The organism is Pseudomonas sp. MS01C9 (genome assembly GCF_058202755.1).
The window spans coordinates 2859780-2874124 of sequence record NZ_CM177073.1; the positions used below are offsets into that span (position 1 = coordinate 2859780).

Here is a 14345-nt window from a genome sequence, read left to right on the forward strand (position 1 = left end):
ACCCCATCGCGAGCTTGCTCGCGACGGGGTCAGTCCAGGCACTAGATCCGGAAACTACCCACCAACTGCTTCAACCGCGCCGCCTGCTGCTCAAGATCGGCACAGGCCCGCAAGGTGGCCTGCAGGTTTTCCACGCCTTCCTGGTTCAGGGTGTTGATCTCGGTGATGTCGACGTTGATCGACTCCACCACGGCGGTCTGTTCTTCGGTGGCGGTGGCCACGGACTGGTTCATGCCGTCGATTTCACCAATACGCTGGGTCACGCTGCCCAGGCGTTCGCCGGCCTGGTTGGCGATGCCGACGCTGCTTTCGCTCTGGCGCTGGCTGTCGGTCATGGTCAGCACCGCTTCCCGGGCGCCCACTTGCAGTTCTTCAATCATCTTCTGCACTTGCTGCGCCGAATCCTGGGTGCGGTGGGCCAGGTTGCGCACTTCATCGGCGACCACCGCGAAGCCGCGCCCGGCTTCACCGGCACGGGCCGCTTCGATGGCGGCGTTGAGGGCGAGCAGGTTGGTCTGCTGGGAAATGCTGGTGATCACCTCAAGAATCTGGCCGATGTTCACCGTGTTGCTGTTCAAGGTTTCGATGTTGCCGCACGAATCGCTGATCTTCGCCGACAGCTGCTGCATGGCGGTGATGGTCTTGTCTACCACCTGCTGGCCATCCTCGGCCAGGTTGCGGGCCTCGCTGGAGTGCTGCGAGGCGAGGGCGGCGTTCTGGGCGATTTCCTGGGCGGCGGCGCCGAGCTGGTTGATGGCTGCGGCAACGCTACTGGTGCGCGAGGCTTGCTGGTCGGAATTGAACATCGAGGAATTGGAGGCGCTGACCACGCGCAGGGCGACTTCGTTGACCTGGCCGGTGGCCGAAGCCACTTCGCGGATCGAGGTGTGAATGCGTTCGACAAAGCGGTTGAACGATGTGCCCAGGGCGCCGAATTCGTCGTGGCCATGGATGGTCAGGCGCCGGGTCAGGTCGCCTTCGCCTTCGGCGATGTCATGCATCGCGCGGCCCATGGTCAGCAATGGCTGCATCAGCACGCGGATCAACATGCCCAGCAGGGCAATGATGAACACCACGGCGATGGCCATGGCGATCAATGCCGAGGTGCGGAATTCGCTGAGCATCGCCAGCGCCGTGTCCTTGTCCAGTACCAGTGCCACATACCAATCGGCGCCCGGCACGCCATTGACGCGGGTGAAGGACATGAACTGGGTCTTGCCGTCGAGTTCGACTTCCTTCATGCCCGGGCTGACTTGTGGTGCGCCGTTGGGGTAGGCCTCGGCCAGGGTCTTGAGCACACGCTTGCTGTCGGGGTGGATCAGGATCTTGCCGTCGGCGCTGACGATGAAGGCATGGCCATGGCCCCCGAAGTTCAGCGAGTTGATGATGGCGCTGACGCTCGACAGGTCGATGTCCGCACCGGCCACGCCGATCATCTGGTTCTGATGCTGGACCGGGGTGGCGACAGTGATCACCAGTTTGCCGGATGAGGCCGCGATGTAGGGTTCGGTGACGATGGTCTGTTGAGCGCTGTTGGCGGCCTTGTACCAGCCACGGGCACGGGGGTCGTAGTCGGCGGCGCGATTACCGGCCGGAACCGAAAACATCACGCCGTCGGTGCCGCCGAAGTAGCTGAGCTGGAAATTGCCGGTGTACGCCGGCAGGCCGACCGCGCGCTTGAGGCTGTCGGCGCTGCTGCCGTCCACGGCGATCTGCTGTGCCAGCGACTGGAGCAACTGGATGCGACCCTCGACCCAGGTCTGGATGTTGCGGCTGGTCAGGCTGCCGAGTTCCTGCATGGAGGTTTCGGTGCTGGTGTGCAGGCTCTGGCGCTGGCGATAGTCGTTGAACAGGATGAAACAGGCGAATGCGACGGCCACCACGAGGGCGGCAGCCAACAGAATTTTGTGGCTGAATTTCATGTTTCTGGTCATTAAGAAAGCTACCGAACAGAAGCTGGTCAGGAAGGGGGCGTCAATGTGCCATAACGCGATTTTTGGCGCTGGTCTTTTTATCGGCTCCCCGGCGTCGCGATTCAGGTGCTGATGACGTATTCCCGACGAAATGCACGACGCCGTCACAAACTGGTTGATTTACCGACGAAGTGCCTGGGTTTGGCCCAATAAATAGCCGGTTCCCCGGGGAACCAGATGACGGTTTTCTCTTCTAAGGTTCTGGTTGGCACCCTGCCACCTCCCTTCCGCTCCAGGAGTTACCCGATGTCCCTGCGTTCTATCGCGTTGTTGTCTTTGTGCGTCTTTCTGGCCGCCTGCAGCAAAGTCAACCAGGAAAACTATTCGAAGCTGTCGGCCGGCATGTCCAAGGCCGAAGTCGAAACGTTACTGGGGAAACCGACCGATTGTTCGGGCGCGCTCGGCATGTCCAGTTGCACCTGGGGCGACCAGAAAAGCTTTATCAGCGTGCAGTATGCCGGTGACAAAGTGTTGATGTTTTCCGGCCAAGGCCTGAAGTAAACCGAGGCCAGAGGCCTGCGGGAGAAAAATAATGATGCGGTTATTGTTAGTGCTTTTAGCTGGCCTGGTACTGGCCGGCTGTGCCACTTCTGGCGAAGACCCGTTGGCGCCCAAGACCGTCAACAGTGTCAATCTCAAGCGTTACCAAGGGACCTGGTACGAGTTGGCCCGCCTGCCAATGTATTTCCAGCGCAACTGCGCGCAATCGGAAGCTCACTACACCCTCAAGCCCGACGGCAACCTGGGTGTACTCAATCGCTGCCTGACTTCGGACTGGCAGTGGGAAGAAGCCAAGGGCACCGCCAAGCCACAGGTGCCGGGCAAGACCGACAAGCTCTGGGTCGAGTTCGATACCTGGTTTTCCCGCATCCTGCCGGGTGTGGCAAAGGGGCAATATTGGGTGCTGTACGTCAGCGAAGACTACAAGACCGCCATCGTGGGTGACCCGAGCCGACGCTACATGTGGCTGCTGTCCCGTACGCCCACCGTCAATGTCGACGTTCGTGAAGAACTGCTCAGCAGGGCGCGCCAGCAAGGCTACGACACGACACGGTTGATCTGGCGTGCGTCGGATCGGCAGATGGCCCGAACCTCGGATTGAACCGCTTCGAAGAGCCCCTTTGGGAGCGAGCCTGCTCGCGATGACGGACGTCCAGTCAACCTCGTGTTGAATGCGAAGGCCTCATCGCGAGCAGGCTCGCTCCCGCATTTCGTCAGTCCAGAAGTTCGCGCAAGACCTGGGCAAACGCCCGGGCGCTTTCTTCTTCCCCGGCATGACATCCATCGCGCACGACCCATTGCCCGCCGACCATCACATCACGCACCTGACGATCCCCGCCGGCAAACAGCCAGCGATTGAGTATCCCGTCGCCCCTGGCAGTGGCCAGGTAAGGGTCGTTGCCGTCGAGCACCAGCCAGTCGGCGCGTTTGCCGACGTCGAGGGCACCGACCGCTTGCCCCAGCGCCTGGGCGCCGCCTTCCAGGGCCGCATCGAACAAGGTGCGGCCGACCATTGGCTGGTCTGGTCGATACAGGCGGTTGCGCCGTTGATCCCGCAGGCGCTGGCCGTATTCCAGCCAACGCAATTCCTCCACTACGCTCAATGACACATGGCTGTCGGAACCGATGCCCAGGCGTCCACCTTGGGCGATGAAATCCACCGCCGGGAAAATACCGTCGCCCAGGTTGGCTTCGGTGGTCAGGCACAGGCCGGCGATCGCCCGGCTCCTGGCCATGAGGGCGACTTCGTCGGCGTTGGCGTGGGTGGCATGCACCAGGCACCAGCGCGGGTCGACCTCGACGTTTTCGTACAGCCATTGCAACGGACGGGCGCCACTCCAGCCCAGGCAATCGTCGACTTCCTTTTGCTGCTCGGCGATATGGATGTGCACCGGGCAATGGCGGTCGCTCGCGGCCAGCACGTCCTGGATCTGCCTGGGCGTCACGGCACGCAATGAGTGGAAGCACAGGCCCAGCGCCTGGGTCGGTTGTGCAGCCAGAATCGGCTGCAAGCGTGTTTGCAGCTTGAGGTAGTTTTCGGTGCTGTTGATGAAGCGGCGTTGCCCTTCGTTGGGTGCCTGGCCTCCGAAACCGGAGTGGCTGTAGAGCACTGGCAGCAGGGTCAGCCCGATGCCGGCCGCCTGGGCGGCGTGGCTGATGCGCAAGGCCAGTTCAGCCGGGTCGGCATAGGGTGTGCCGTCGGTATCGTGGTGCACGTAGTGGAATTCGGCGACCGAGGTGTAACCGGCCTTGAGCATTTCGATGTACAGCTGCCGGGCAATGATGCCCAGTTGATCGGGGCTGATTTTCCCGACGAGGCGATACATCAGGTCGCGCCAGGTCCAGAAACTGTCGTTGGGGTTGCCCGCCACTTCCGCCAGCCCGGCCATGGCCCGTTGGAAGGCATGGGAGTGCAGGTTCGGCATGCCCGGCAACAACGGACCTCCCAGCCGTTCGGCGCCGTCTGCGGGGGAGCCGGCCTGGACATGAGTCAGGACGCCAGCGGCGTCGACTTCAAGACGTACATCATTGGCCCATCCACTAGGCAGCAGCGCGCGTTCGGCAAAAAAGGCGGGCATGGTCGAACCTCATCGTGCGTAATTTGTATATACATATACAGACGTTTGCCTGGCCGGTAAACTCCGGCAAGCTAATGTCCTGTTTCATGGATACGTTCTTTTTTGATGTGTGGCTCTTGTCGTCAGGCAGGCGCCGCGCCGAGTCATAGCAGGCTGTGGCGAGGAGCGGCAACGCAGGATGACGGCAAGAGACGCCGTCAAGAAGGAACAGTATCTGGGCTACAGGACATTTGTAATCTCATTCGCAGAACAGGGAACCGCCGTGCCGACTCCGCCTGCCAAACCACCAATTGCCGCGAACATGGGCGACAGTCCGGCGCCCTTGTACGCCCGCGTCAAACAGATGATTACCCAGCAGATCGACAGTGGAAACTGGCCACCGCATTACCGCGTGCCATCGGAAAGCGAACTGGTCAGTCAGTTGGGCTTCAGTCGCATGACCATCAACCGCGCCCTGCGGGAGATGACCGCCGACGGCCTGCTGGTGCGCATGCAGGGGGTCGGTACCTTCGTGGCTGAACCCAAGAGCCAGTCCGCTTTGTTCGAAGTGCATAACATCGCCGACGAAATCGCCTCCCGTGGCCATCGCCATACCTGCAAGGTCATCACCCTGGAAGAAGAGGCCGCCGGTTCCGAGCGTGCCCTGGCCCTGGAGATGCGCGAAGGCCAGAAGGTGTTCCATTCTCTGATCGTGCATTTCGAGAACGACATCCCGGTGCAGATCGAGGACCGTTTCGTCAATGCGCTGGTGGCGCCGGACTACCTCAAGCAGGATTTCACCCTGCAGACGCCCTATGCCTATCTGAACCAGGTCGCGCCGCTGACCGAGGGCGAGCATGTGGTGGAGGCGATCCTCGCCGAGCCGAGCGAGTGCAAGCTGCTGCAGATCGAACGGGGCGAGCCGTGCCTGTTGATCCGTCGCCGCACCTGGTCCGGGCGCCAGCCGGTGACCGCCGCGCGCCTGATCCACCCCGGTTCCCGTCACAGCCTGGAAGGTCGGTTTCATAAATGACGAATCAGATGACAGTTCTGCGGGCTGCGGACTATCCCCGCATGCCCTGGAAAAACGGTGGCGGCAGTACCGAGGAAATCACCCGTGACGCCGGCACCGGCCTGGAAGGTTTCGGCTGGCGCCTGTCGATTGCCGATATCGCCGAGTCGGGCGGTTTTTCCACCTTTGCCGGCTACGAAAGGATCATCAGCGTCCTGCAGGGAGACGGCATGACGCTGAACGTCGATGGCCAGGCCACGCGACCTCTGCATCCGCTGGACCCCTTTGCCTTCAGCGGCGAGAGCCATGTGCATTGCACCTTGCTGGGCGGGCCGATTCGCGATTTCAACCTGATCTATGCCCCCCAGCGTTTTCACGCGCGGTTGCAATGGCTGGGAGGCCAGCAGCGGTTTTTCAGCGAGGCGCAGACGGTGCTGGTGTTCAGCGCGGCCCCGGGGTTGGCGATCAGGGTTGGCGAGTTCGCCGTTAACCTGGGCCTCTACGACTGCTTGCAATTGAGCAACACCGGGCTGCTGGACATCACCAGCCACGGCCAATGCTGTGTGATCGAGCTGACGGCCCGCTGATTTCCGACGAAGCGCTTTAGTGGCGAGGGAACAAGCTCCCTTGCCATAAAAGTTCCGCTCTCGTTGTTCCCGCTTTGCACCAACTTGTTACCGAATGCCCCAGCGTGGCGCAGAACCGCGCTTTCGTAACCTGCCTGTCCTGCTCACAAATCCCTCCTTCAGAAATTTCATCTGGCTGTGGAGCCGCTCAATCACGGGGCTTTCAGCCAAACCTAACGTCTCCTGCAAGCCTGTCATCGACAAGTTGGCCGCTTGATTGCATATGCTTGTACATACAAGTAAAGACGTATGCGTATGAGTCACCTTCACTCAGCGCAACGTCCGCAGAAATAGCTGCCCTGTCCGGGCTGGTCTGGATTGATCGCTGAGGAGTTTTTGCTGTGACCGACGCTACCCGCAAAACCGAAAAATACCGTGACGTTGAAATCCGCGCTCCCCGCGGTAACACCCTGACCGCCAAAAGCTGGCTGACCGAAGCGCCGCTGCGCATGCTGATGAACAACCTCGACCCGGAAGTGGCCGAGAATCCCAAGGAGCTGGTGGTCTACGGTGGCATCGGTCGCGCGGCGCGCAATTGGGAGTGCTACGACAAGATCGTCGAAAGCCTGACCCACCTGAACGACGACGAAACCCTGCTGGTGCAATCCGGCAAGCCGGTGGGCGTGTTCAAGACCCACGCCAATGCGCCACGGGTGCTGATCGCCAACTCCAACCTGGTGCCGCACTGGGCCAGTTGGGAACATTTCAACGAACTCGACGCCAAGGGCCTGGCCATGTACGGCCAGATGACCGCCGGCAGCTGGATCTACATCGGCAGCCAGGGCATCGTGCAGGGCACTTATGAAACCTTCGTCGAGGCCGGTCGCCAGCACTACGGCTCCAACCTCAAGGGGCGCTGGGTCCTGACCGCCGGCCTGGGTGGCATGGGGGGCGCCCAGCCGTTGGCCGCGACCCTGGCCGGTGCATGCTCGCTGAACATCGAGTGCCAGCAGGTCAGCATCGATTTCCGCCTGAAAACCCGCTACGTCGACGAGCAGGCCACCGACCTCGACGACGCACTGGCGCGCATCGAGAAATACACCGCCGAAGGCAAGGCGATTTCCATCGCCCTGTGCGGGAACGCTGCCGAGATCCTGCCGGAAATGGTCCGTCGTGGTGTGCGCCCGGACATGGTCACCGACCAGACCAGCGCCCACGATCCCCTCAACGGCTATCTGCCGGCCGGTTGGACCTGGGACGAATACCGCGCCCGCGCCAAGACCGAGCCCGCCGCCGTGGTGAAAGCCGCCAAGCAATCGATGGCGGTACATGTGAAAGCCATGCTGGCCTTCCAGAAAATGGGCGTGCCGACCTTCGACTACGGTAACAATATCCGCCAGATGGCCCAGGAAGAAGGCGTCGAGAATGCCTTCGACTTCCCTGGTTTCGTCCCGGCCTATATCCGTCCGCTGTTCTGCCGCGGCATCGGTCCGTTCCGTTGGGCCGCGCTGTCCGGCGATCCGCAGGACATCTACAAGACCGACGCCAAGGTCAAGGAACTGATTCCCGACGACGCCCACCTGCACAACTGGCTGGACATGGCCCGCGAGCGCATCAGCTTCCAGGGCTTGCCGGCGCGTATCTGCTGGGTCGGGCTGGGCCAGCGCGCCAAGCTGGGCCTGGCTTTCAACGAAATGGTACGCAGCGGCGAATTGTCGGCGCCGATCGTCATCGGTCGCGACCACCTGGACTCCGGTTCCGTGGCCAGCCCCAACCGTGAAACCGAATCCATGCAGGACGGTTCCGATGCCGTCTCCGACTGGCCGCTGCTCAACGCCTTGCTCAACACCGCCAGCGGTGCGACCTGGGTGTCGCTGCACCATGGTGGTGGTGTTGGCATGGGCTTCTCCCAGCATTCGGGCATGGTCATCGTCTGCGACGGTACCGATGAAGCGGCCGAGCGGATTGCGCGCGTGCTGCACAACGACCCGGGTACCGGGGTAATGCGCCATGCCGACGCCGGTTACCAGATCGCCATTGATTGCGCGAAGGAGCAGGGGCTGAACCTGCCGATGATCACTGGCAAATAACCCCGGGCCCCTTGTGGGAGCGAGCTTGCTCGCGATGAGGGAGTGTCAGTCAACAGCATTGTCTGCTGACCCACCGCTATCGTCGGATCGCCGCCCGGAGCAAGCTCGCTTCCACAGGGGAAGTAGCAGCGCAATGAATTCCAGAACAATCCACAGAGGTTGAACCATGGCTGTCACCAGCACTCGCGCAAGCAGCAAGCCGTTGATCGAGCGACGCTCGATCGACTATATCCCGGAAGCGGAGAGACACGGCCGATTGTTGAGCCAGTTCACCCTTTGGATGGGGGCCAACCTGCAAATCACTGCCATTGTCACCGGTGCATTGGCGGTGGTGCTGGGGGGTGATGTGTTCTGGTCGTTGATCGGCTTGCTGATTGGCCAGGTACTGGGCGGTGGCGTCATGGCCTTGCATGCCGCGCAAGGGCCCAAGCTTGGCCTGCCGCAGATGATCTCCAGCCGGGTGCAGTTCGGTGTCTATGGGGCGGCGATCCCGATCGTACTGGTGTGCCTGATGTACCTGGGCTTCACGGCGACGGGCACCGTGCTTTCCGGCCAGGCGCTGGGGCAGTTGTTCGGCGTCAGCGACAGTGCGGGCATCCTGATCTTCGCCAGTGTCATCGTGCTGGTGACGGTGCTGGGTTATCGGGTGATCCACTTCATCGGCCGGGTCGCCAGCGTCATTGGCGTCATTGCCTTCGTTTACCTGTTCGCTCGCCTGATCAGCCAGACGGACGTTGGCGCGCTGCTGCAGATCCGCCATTTCAGCTGGAGCAGCTTCCTGCTGGCGGTGTCGCTCGCGGCTTCCTGGCAGATCGCCTTCGGCCCCTACGTGGCTGACTATTCGCGTTACCTGCCGAGCAAGACTTCCTCGGTTAAAACCTTCTTTGCCGCAGGCGCCGGTTCGGTCATCGGCGCACAGGTGGCGATGATCCTCGGCGTATTTGCCGCCGCCTCGGCCAACGGGCAGTTCGCGGGCCATGAAGTGGCCTACATCGTGGGCCTGGGCGGTACCGGCGCCACCGCTGCGCTGCTGTACTTCAGCATCGCGTTCGGCAAGGTCACGATTTCCACCCTGAACTCCTACGGCAGCTTCATGTGCATTGCCACCATCATCAGCGGTTTCCGGGGGCACCTGAACGTCACGCGCCTGCAACGCCTGGTCTTCGTAGTGTTCATCGTGGGCGCCGCGACGCTGATCGCGCTGCTCGGTCAGCACTCGTTCCTTGGTGCGTTCAAGTCCTTCATCCTGTTCTTGCTGGCGTTCTTCACGCCCTGGAGCGCGATCAACCTGGTGGACTACTACTGCATCACCCGCGAGCGCTATGACGTGCCGGCCCTGGCCGACCCGAACGGCCGCTACGGTCGTTGGAATGGCCTCGGTATCAGCGTCTACGCAATAGGTGTCCTGATTCAATTGCCGTTCATTGCCACCAAGTTCTATACCGGTCCGCTGGTGGCGGCCATGGGCGGCGTGGACATTTCCTGGATCATCGGCCTGGTGGTTCCGGCGGCGCTGTATTACATCGCCGCCAGGAAATGGCACAGCGCAGTACCCGATCGATTGATCCTGCCGGTCGAGCAGGACACGGTTGACGCACAACCGAGCAGGGCGGGTCGCATTCAAGCGGCCTGATGGGACGTTGACAGGGCTGGATGCCTCTTGACTGCCGTATGCCAATCCAACTGATTAGGAGCGTCACACAATGAAATCGAACAAGACCCTGCTGACCACATTGCTGTCCATGGGCCTGCTGGCCAGTGCCGGCGCCACGCAGGCGGCCGGTTGGTGCGAGTCGGGCAAACCGGTGAAGTTCGCCGGCCTGAACTGGGAAAGCGGCATGTTGCTGACAGACGTCCTGCAGGTGGTGCTGGAAAAAGGCTACGACTGCAAGACCGACAGCCTGCCGGGCAACTCCATCACCATGGAGAACGCCCTGAGCAGCAATGACATCCAGGTATTCGCCGAAGAGTGGGTCGGTCGCAGCGAAGTGTGGAACAAGGCCGAGAAGGCCGGCAAGGTGGTGGGTGTCGGCGCTCCGGTCGTCGGCGCCATCGAAGGCTGGTACGTACCGCGCTATGTGGTCGAGGGCGACGCCAAGCGCAAGCTCGAAGCCAAGGCGCCGGGTCTGAAGAACATCGCGGACCTGGGCCAGTACGCCGCCGTGTTCAAGGATCCGGAAGAGCCGTCCAAGGGCCGTTTCTACAACTGCCCGGCCGGCTGGACCTGCGAGCTGGACAACAGCGAAATGCTCAAGAGCTACGGCTTGGAAAAAACCTACACCAACTTCCGTCCAGGCACCGGCCCGGCCCTGGATGCCGCAGTGTTGTCCAGCTACAAGCGTGGCGAGCCGATCCTGTTCTACTACTGGTCGCCAACGCCACTGATGGGCCAGGTGGACCTGGTGAAACTGGAAGAAAAGCCGGGCGTGGACAAGAGCGTGACCATCAAGGTCGGTCTGTCCAAGACCTTCCACGACGAGGCTCCGGAGCTGGTGGCCGTGCTGGAAAAGGTCAACCTGCCCATCGATATCCTGAACCAGAACCTGGGGCGCATGGCCAAAGAGCGGATCGAGTCGCCAAAACTGGCGAAGATCTTCCTCAAGGAACATCCTGAAGTCTGGCACGCCTGGGTCAGTGAAGACGCAGCCAAGAAAATCGACGCGGCTCTGTAGGTCGAATGCTACCCGGCCGGCTGCAGGGCTGGCCGGGACGTTCACCGCATCCACTTGATCGAGAGTCTCTTATGTTTCCCGAAAGCTTTACCTTCTCCATCGCCGATTGGGTCAACGGTTGGGTCGACTCCCTGGTGACCAACTATGGCGATGTGTTCCGGCACATCTCCGACACCCTGCTGTGGGCCATCGTCAACCTCGAAGGCCTGCTGCGCATGGCACCCTGGTGGCTGATGCTGGCCATCGTCGGCGGCATTGCCTGGCACGCCACGCGCAAGGTCGTGGCCACGGCAGTCATCGTCGGCCTGTTGTTCCTGGTGGGTGCGGTAGGCCTGTGGGACAAGTTGATGCAAACCCTTGCCCTGATGCTGGTAGCGACGCTGATCTCGGTGTTGATCGGCATTCCCCTGGGCATTCTCTCGGCGCGCAGCAATCGCCTGCGTTCGGTGCTGATGCCGTTGCTGGACATCATGCAGACCATGCCGAGCTTCGTGTACCTGATTCCGGTGTTGATGCTGTTCGGCCTGGGCAAGGTTCCGGCGATCTTCGCCACGGTGATCTATGCCGCGCCGCCATTGATCCGCCTGACCGACCTGGGCATTCGCCAGGTGGACGGCGAAGTGATGGAAGCCATCAACGCCTTCGGCGCCAACCGCTGGCAGCAGCTGTTCGGCGTGCAATTGCCCCTGGCCTTGCCGAGCATCATGGCCGGGATCAACCAGACCACCATGATGGCTCTGTCGATGGTGGTCATCGCCTCGATGATCGGCGCCCGTGGCCTGGGTGAAGACGTGCTGGTGGGCATCCAGACCCTCAACGTCGGACGCGGCCTGGAGGCCGGGCTGGCCATCGTGATTCTCGCCGTGGTCATCGACCGCATTACCCAGGCCTATGGTCGTCCTCGGCACGAGGTGAGCAAATGAGCAACGCAGCCGTCAGCAAGATCGAAGTCAAGAACGTCTTCAAGATTTTCGGCAACCGTTCCAGGGAAGCCCTGGAACTGATCCGCCAGAACAAGACCAAGGACCAGGTGCTGGCCGAGACCGGTTGCGTGGTGGGTGTGAACGACCTGTCGCTGAGCATCGGCACGGGCGAGATCTTTGTGATCATGGGCCTGTCCGGCTCCGGCAAATCTACCCTGGTGCGCCACTTCAATCGCCTGATCGATCCCACCAGCGGGGCGATCCTGGTGGACGGCGAAGACATCCTGCAACTGGACATGGACGCCCTGCGTGAATTCCGTCGGCACAAGATCAGCATGGTGTTCCAGAGCTTCGGCCTGTTGCCCCACAAGAATGTGCTGGACAACGTCGCCTACGGCTTGAAAGTGCGTGGCGAGAGCAAGCAGGTGTGTGCCGAGCGGGCGCTGCACTGGATCAATACCGTGGGCCTGAAGGGCTACGAGAACAAGTACCCGCACCAGCTCTCCGGCGGCATGCGTCAGCGCGTGGGCCTGGCCCGGGCGTTGGCGGCGGACACCGATATCATCCTGATGGACGAAGCCTTCAGCGCCCTCGACCCGCTGATCCGCGCGGAAATGCAGGACCAGTTGCTGGAGCTGCAGAAGACCCTGCACAAGACCATCGTCTTCATCACCCACGACCTCGACGAGGCCGTGCGCATCGGCAACCGCATCGCGATTCTCAAGGACGGCAAGCTGATCCAGGTGGGCACGCCGCGCGAGATCCTGCACTCGCCGGCAGATGAGTATGTCGATCGGTTCGTGCAGCGCAGGGCTGCGGTGGTTTGAAGGGTTTGTGGTGGCAGGGCCGGCCCTATCGCGAGCTTGTTCGCGATAGGGCCGGCCCAGCTGCATCAATATTCAAGTCGTACAGACGAGGTTGAGGATGTCCCAGGCTGAAAAAATCGTAATCACCGGTGCCCCGTTGTGCTGGCAGGACGTCGTCGCCGTCGCCCGCTTCGGTGCCGAGCTCGAGCTGTCGGCCCAGGCCTGGGCGCGGATCGACAATGCCCAGGCCATCGTCCAGCGCATCGTCGAAAGCGGCGAACGCGCCTATGGCGTCAACACCGGCCTGGGCGCCTTGTGCAACGTCTCGCTCAAGGATGAACAGCTCAGCCAGCTCTCGCGCAACACGCTGCTCAGCCATGCCTGTGGCGTGGGCGCGCCGCTGTCCGACGAGCAGACCCGGGCGATTCTCTGCGCCGCCATCCTCAATTACAGCCAGGGCAAGTCCGGCATCCACCGGCGGGTGGTAGAGGCACTGCTGGCGCTGCTCAACCGGGGCATCACGCCGCAAGTACCGTCCCAGGGTTCGGTGGGCTACCTGACCCACATGGCCCATATCAGCATCGCGCTGCTGGGCGTCGGCCAGGTCAGCTATCGCGGCCAGATCGTCACGGCGCAACAGGCCCTGGCCGCCGAAGGCCTGAAACCGGTGCAACTGGGGGCCAAGGACGGTCTGTGCCTGGTCAACGGCACGCCCTGCATGACCGGCCTCAGCTGCCTGGCCCTGGCCGATGCGACGCGGCTGCTGCAGTGGGCCGATGTGATCGGTGCCATGAGCTTCGAGGCCCAGCGTGGCCAGATCGCCGCGTTCGATGGCGAGATCATTGCCCTCAAGCCGCACCCCGGCATGCAGCAGGTGGGAGTCAACCTGCGGGCCTTGCTGGCGGGCAGCGAAGTCATCGCCTCCAGCCTGGGCATCCGCACCCAGGATGCCTTGAGCATCCGTTCGATTCCCCAGGTACACGGTGCCGCTCGCGATCAGCTGGCCCATGCCCGCAAACAGATCGAAACCGAACTCAATGCCGTGACGGACAATCCTCTTCTGTTGGGCACGCCAGACCATTTCCGGGTGATGTCCCAGGCCAACCCCCATGGTCAATCCGTGGCCCTGGCCGCGGATCTGCTGGCGATTGCCATGGCCGAGATCGGCTCCATCGCCGAGCGCCGCCTCGATCGCCTGATCAACCCCCACGTCAGCGGACTGCCGGCCTTCCTGGTGGCCAATCCGGGGGTGAACTCGGGGATGATGATCGTGCAATACGTCGCGGCGTCCCTATGCGCGGAAAACCGTCAGTTGGCGCAACCGGCGGTGCTCGACAACTTCGTCACCTCGGGCCTGCAGGAGGATCACTTGAGCATGGGCACCAATGCCGCCCTGAAACTGCATCGGACGCTGGAAAACTGCACGCAGATCCTCGCCATCGAATACCTGCTGGCGGCCCAGGCCTTCGAATTCCTCAAGACCCAGCGCTTCGGCGCAGGCACCGACATTGCCTGGAGGCTGCTGCGCGAACGTGTCCCGGCCTATGACCAGGACCGCTGGCTGGCGCCGGACATCGCCAGCGCCGCCGGGCTCCTCAAAGACCCGAATGTGCTGCACAACGTGTTACCGAATTTGAACTGATCAAAAAGCGCCAGCGTGCCAAGGCGCCATCGCCCAAAAAGCGAGGGTGACGGATAACGGAACATTCCGGAGCGACTGGCGGGTTAAAACAAAACTCTCAAAA

The 14345-nt window shown here is 62.1% G+C and carries 12 protein-coding genes; 10 read left to right on the forward strand and 2 right to left on the reverse strand.

Annotated features, from left to right (window positions below; translation table 11 throughout):
- Window positions 1–41: 41 nt before the first annotated feature.
- A complete protein-coding gene (locus tag AC1M7R_RS13100) occupies window positions 42–1934 on the reverse strand; it encodes a methyl-accepting chemotaxis protein (protein WP_218163094.1) in 1893 nt (630 codons plus the stop codon).
- Between the two features lie 285 nt (window positions 1935–2219).
- Between AC1M7R_RS13100 and AC1M7R_RS13105 the strand changes: the two genes are divergently transcribed.
- Window positions 2220–2474, forward strand: a complete 255-nt coding sequence (locus AC1M7R_RS13105) for an outer membrane protein assembly factor BamE domain-containing protein (protein ID WP_072397941.1) — start codon at window positions 2220–2222, stop codon at window positions 2472–2474.
- 31 nt (window positions 2475–2505) lie between these two features.
- Entirely contained in the window at window positions 2506–3075 is a 570-nt protein-coding gene (locus AC1M7R_RS13110) for a lipocalin family protein (protein WP_072397942.1), read from the forward strand.
- A gap of 112 nt (window positions 3076–3187) precedes the next feature.
- On the opposite strand, the gene AC1M7R_RS13115 is transcribed toward AC1M7R_RS13110, so the two are convergent.
- Complete coding sequence (locus AC1M7R_RS13115; protein WP_103894339.1) at window positions 3188–4552, reverse strand: formimidoylglutamate deiminase; 1365 nt, start codon at window positions 4550–4552, stop codon at window positions 3188–3190.
- Window positions 4553–4853: 301 nt separating this feature from the next.
- Here AC1M7R_RS13115 and hutC point away from each other — a divergent pair, with 301 nt between their 5' ends.
- The 8 genes from hutC to hutH all read left to right on the forward strand — a co-directional run bounded on the left by hutC (window position 4854) and on the right by hutH (window position 14242).
- Window positions 4854–5564 carry a histidine utilization transcriptional repressor HutC gene (gene hutC / locus AC1M7R_RS13120; RefSeq protein WP_172679593.1) on the forward strand — a complete coding sequence of 237 codons (711 nt, stop codon included), beginning with the start codon at window positions 4854–4856 and terminating at the stop codon, window positions 5562–5564.
- An 8-nt stretch (window positions 5565–5572) separates the two neighbouring features.
- On the forward strand, window positions 5573–6130 hold the full coding sequence (locus AC1M7R_RS13125) for a HutD/Ves family protein (protein ID WP_256583671.1): 558 nt from the start codon (window positions 5573–5575) through the stop codon (window positions 6128–6130).
- A gap of 380 nt (window positions 6131–6510) precedes the next feature.
- The gene (hutU, locus tag AC1M7R_RS13130) at window positions 6511–8199 is read left to right on the forward strand and encodes a urocanate hydratase (protein WP_072397945.1); all 1689 of its coding nucleotides are present in this window, start codon (window positions 6511–6513) and stop codon (window positions 8197–8199) included.
- Between the two features lie 166 nt (window positions 8200–8365).
- On the forward strand, window positions 8366–9832 hold the full coding sequence (locus AC1M7R_RS13135) for a purine-cytosine permease family protein (protein WP_072397946.1): 1467 nt from the start codon (window positions 8366–8368) through the stop codon (window positions 9830–9832).
- 70 nt (window positions 9833–9902) lie between these two features.
- Window positions 9903–10871: an ABC transporter substrate-binding protein gene (locus AC1M7R_RS13140; RefSeq protein WP_072397947.1), complete on the forward strand. Its 969-nt coding sequence runs from the start codon at window positions 9903–9905 to the stop codon at window positions 10869–10871.
- Between the two features lie 71 nt (window positions 10872–10942).
- Window positions 10943–11794 carry an ABC transporter permease gene (locus AC1M7R_RS13145; RefSeq protein ID WP_003196893.1) on the forward strand — a complete coding sequence of 284 codons (852 nt, stop codon included), beginning with the start codon at window positions 10943–10945 and terminating at the stop codon, window positions 11792–11794.
- On the forward strand, window positions 11791–12621 hold the full coding sequence (locus tag AC1M7R_RS13150) for a quaternary amine ABC transporter ATP-binding protein (RefSeq protein WP_072397948.1): 831 nt from the start codon (window positions 11791–11793) through the stop codon (window positions 12619–12621). The genes AC1M7R_RS13145 and AC1M7R_RS13150 overlap by 4 nt, the downstream gene beginning before the upstream one ends.
- A 97-nt stretch (window positions 12622–12718) precedes the next feature.
- The gene (hutH, locus tag AC1M7R_RS13155) at window positions 12719–14242 is read left to right on the forward strand and encodes a histidine ammonia-lyase (protein ID WP_490610452.1); all 1524 of its coding nucleotides are present in this window, start codon (window positions 12719–12721) and stop codon (window positions 14240–14242) included.
- Window positions 14243–14345 lie beyond the last annotated feature (103 nt).

Excerpts from the sequence above, each read along its gene's own strand:
- AC1M7R_RS13100 (WP_218163094.1), bottom strand. The coding sequence starts at position 1,934 with ATGACCAGAAACATGAAATTCAGCCACAAAATTCTGTTGGCTGCCGCC.
- AC1M7R_RS13105 (WP_072397941.1), top strand. The coding sequence starts at position 2,220 with ATGTCCCTGCGTTCTATCGCGTTGTTGTCTTTGTGCGTCTTTCTGGCC.
- AC1M7R_RS13110 (WP_072397942.1), top strand. The coding sequence starts at position 2,506 with ATGATGCGGTTATTGTTAGTGCTTTTAGCTGGCCTGGTACTGGCCGGC.
- AC1M7R_RS13115 (WP_103894339.1), bottom strand. The coding sequence starts at position 4,552 with ATGCCCGCCTTTTTTGCCGAACGCGCGCTGCTGCCTAGTGGATGGGCC.
- hutC (WP_172679593.1), top strand. The coding sequence starts at position 4,854 with ATGGGCGACAGTCCGGCGCCCTTGTACGCCCGCGTCAAACAGATGATT.
- AC1M7R_RS13125 (WP_256583671.1), top strand. The coding sequence starts at position 5,573 with ATGACAGTTCTGCGGGCTGCGGACTATCCCCGCATGCCCTGGAAAAAC.
- AC1M7R_RS13135 (WP_072397946.1), top strand. The coding sequence starts at position 8,366 with ATGGCTGTCACCAGCACTCGCGCAAGCAGCAAGCCGTTGATCGAGCGA.
- AC1M7R_RS13140 (WP_072397947.1), top strand. The coding sequence starts at position 9,903 with ATGAAATCGAACAAGACCCTGCTGACCACATTGCTGTCCATGGGCCTG.
- AC1M7R_RS13145 (WP_003196893.1), top strand. The coding sequence starts at position 10,943 with ATGTTTCCCGAAAGCTTTACCTTCTCCATCGCCGATTGGGTCAACGGT.
- AC1M7R_RS13150 (WP_072397948.1), top strand. The coding sequence starts at position 11,791 with ATGAGCAACGCAGCCGTCAGCAAGATCGAAGTCAAGAACGTCTTCAAG.
- hutH (WP_490610452.1), top strand. The coding sequence starts at position 12,719 with ATGTCCCAGGCTGAAAAAATCGTAATCACCGGTGCCCCGTTGTGCTGG.